This window comes from Streptomyces sp. 8L (genome assembly GCF_020176795.1).
GTDB lineage: Bacteria > Actinomycetota > Actinomycetes > Streptomycetales > Streptomycetaceae > Streptomyces.
The window spans coordinates 1-2,249 of sequence record NZ_JAIUKE010000703.1 but is presented as its reverse complement, the minus strand read 5'-3'; the positions used below and the strand labels follow the sequence as shown (position 1 = coordinate 2,249).

Here is a 2,249-nt window from a genome sequence, read left to right as displayed (position 1 = left end):
GAGCGCGCCTTCATCCTCGGCGCGGGCGGCGCGCTCGGGGCGCACGAAGTGGGGATGCTGCAGGCGCTGTTCGCGGCGGGGATCACGCCCGACCTGGTGGTCGGCACCTCGGTCGGCGCCATCAACGGCGCGGCCGTCGCCGCCGACCCGACGCCGCACGCGGTGGAGCGGCTCACCGACCTGTGGACCGGGCTCGGCCGCGCGGGGGTCTTCTCCGGCTCGCTGGCGGACCGGTTCGCCACCGTCGTACGCAGCGGCGGCACCCATCTCTACTCCGCCGAACCACTGCGCGGGCTGCTCGCGGAACACCTCCCCGTGGACCGGATCGAGGACCTTCGGCTGCCGTTCCAGTGCGTGGCCGCCGGGATCGAGGACGCCGCGGAGCACTGGTTCGCCGAGGGGCCGCTCGCGGACGCCGTGCTCGCGTCCTGCTCCGTGCCGGGCCTGCTGCCGCCCACCCGGATCGGCGAGGGCCACTACATCGACGGCGGGCTCGTCAACAGCATCCCGGTGGGCCGGGCCGTGGCCCTCGGCGCGCGGACCGTGTACGTCCTCCAGGTCGGGCGCGTCGAAGCGCCGCTGTCGCCGCCGCGCTACCCCTGGCAGGTGGCGATGGTGTCGTTCGAGATCGCCCGCAGGCACAGGTTCGCGCGGGACATGGCCGACCTGCCCGAGGACGTCACCGTGCACGTCCTGCCCAGCGGCGCCGCCGCCCGCGAATGGACCTCGGCGAGCCGGCTGCGCCACCGTGACTTCGCGCGGACCTCGGAGCGCATCGAGCGGGCGTACGAGGCATCGGCGCGCTATCTCCAGAGCGCGGCGGGCGCACCGCCCGCGGCGGGCGCGGCGCGCATCGGACCAGAGCGCGGCGCCGTACACGGACGGCGGCGGGGGTGAAGACGCTCAGGCGGCTGGCCGCCACCGCGCTGCTGACCGCCCTGATCCCCGTCACCGCGGCGCTCCTCGTGGCCGTGACCCTGTGCACGGGGCCGGTCTCCCTGGCCCGGCACGGCCATTGGCGCGCCCCGAGGATCGGCGCGTTCGCCCTGCTGTACCTCGTCGTCGATGTCCTGGGCGTGCTGGCCGCGACAGCCCACTGGCTGCGCCATCCTGCGCGGGTCGCCTCGCGCCGTGGCGATACCGCCGCATACGCCGAACTCGCCTGGCTGCTCCGCGTGTTGTACCGGGCCGCGACCCGGGCGTTCGGTCTCGACCTGCACGTCACACCGCCCCTCGCGCGCGCCGCCCCGGCCGGGGAGGGCCGGACCGGCCCCGGACCGCTGCTCGTGTTCGCCCGGCACGCAGGACCCGGCGACTCCTTCCTCGTCGTGCACAGCCTGCTGGCCGGTGCCGGGCTCCGGCCGCACATCGTCCTCAAGCGCCTGCTCCGCCTCGACCCCTGCCTCGACATCCTGCTCAGCCGGGTGCCGCACTGCTTCGTGCCGGCCCCGCACGGCCTGGGCACCGAGCGCGGCATGGCCGCGCTCGCCGCACGCATGGGCCCCGGTGACGCCCTCGTCCTCTTCCCCGAAGGCGGCAACTTCACGGCGCGGCGCCACCGCCGGGCCGTCGTCGCGCTGCGGCGCCTCGGCCGCGACCGGCAAGCGGCGCGCGCCGAGTCGATGCCGCACGTCCTCGCGCCGCACACGGCCGGTGTGCTGGCGGTGCTGGACGCGGCACCCACCGCCGACGTGGTGTTCGTCGCGCACACCGGGCTCGACCGGATCACCTCCGTACGGACGGGCTGGGCGGCGCTGCCGCTGCGCGAGCGCGTCGAGGCCCACTGGTGGCAGGTCCCCGCCGCACAGATACCGGTCGGCGACGAGGCGCGCGGCGACTGGCTGTTCGGGCAGTGGGCCCGGATGGACGCGTGGATAGCGGCGCACGCCGAGCAGGCGTGACCGGCCGCTCCGTCAGCTCCGCTCTGACCGGGCCCTGTTCCTGATCAGAGCTCAACTTCCTGACCGGGGTTCTGCTACCCGACAGGGCTCTGCTTCCTGGCCGGCTTCTCCTTTCCCGGCGCCGCGTACCCGGCGCTCTGTGCCGCCCAAGTGACCCCTTCCCGGGGCCTCCTCACCCAGCAACTCTCATTAAATTAGTAATAAATATTGACACCGCGCCGACGCGGCCACAATCTTCGTGCTGGCCCGTTCGCCCCCCGGGGGGGGGGGGGCCCCCGGGGGGCGCCCCCCCCCCCCCCCCCCCCCCCCCCCGGGGGGGGCGGGGGGGCCCGAACCCGGCCGGGGGGG

2 protein-coding genes are annotated in these 2,249 nt (G+C 75.5%); both read left to right on the top strand.

Translation table 11 applies throughout. The annotated features are described in order from the left end of the window. Positions 1–897 (top strand): patatin-like phospholipase family protein (locus tag LCE31_RS37440; RefSeq protein ID WP_225022552.1); only part of this gene is annotated, 897 nt, incomplete at its 5' end. After that, positions 894–1,901: a hypothetical protein gene (locus LCE31_RS37435; protein WP_225022550.1), complete on the top strand. Its 1,008-nt coding sequence runs from the start codon at positions 894–896 to the stop codon at positions 1,899–1,901. The genes LCE31_RS37440 and LCE31_RS37435, both read left to right, overlap by 4 nt. Positions 1,902–2,249: the final 348 nt, after the last annotated feature.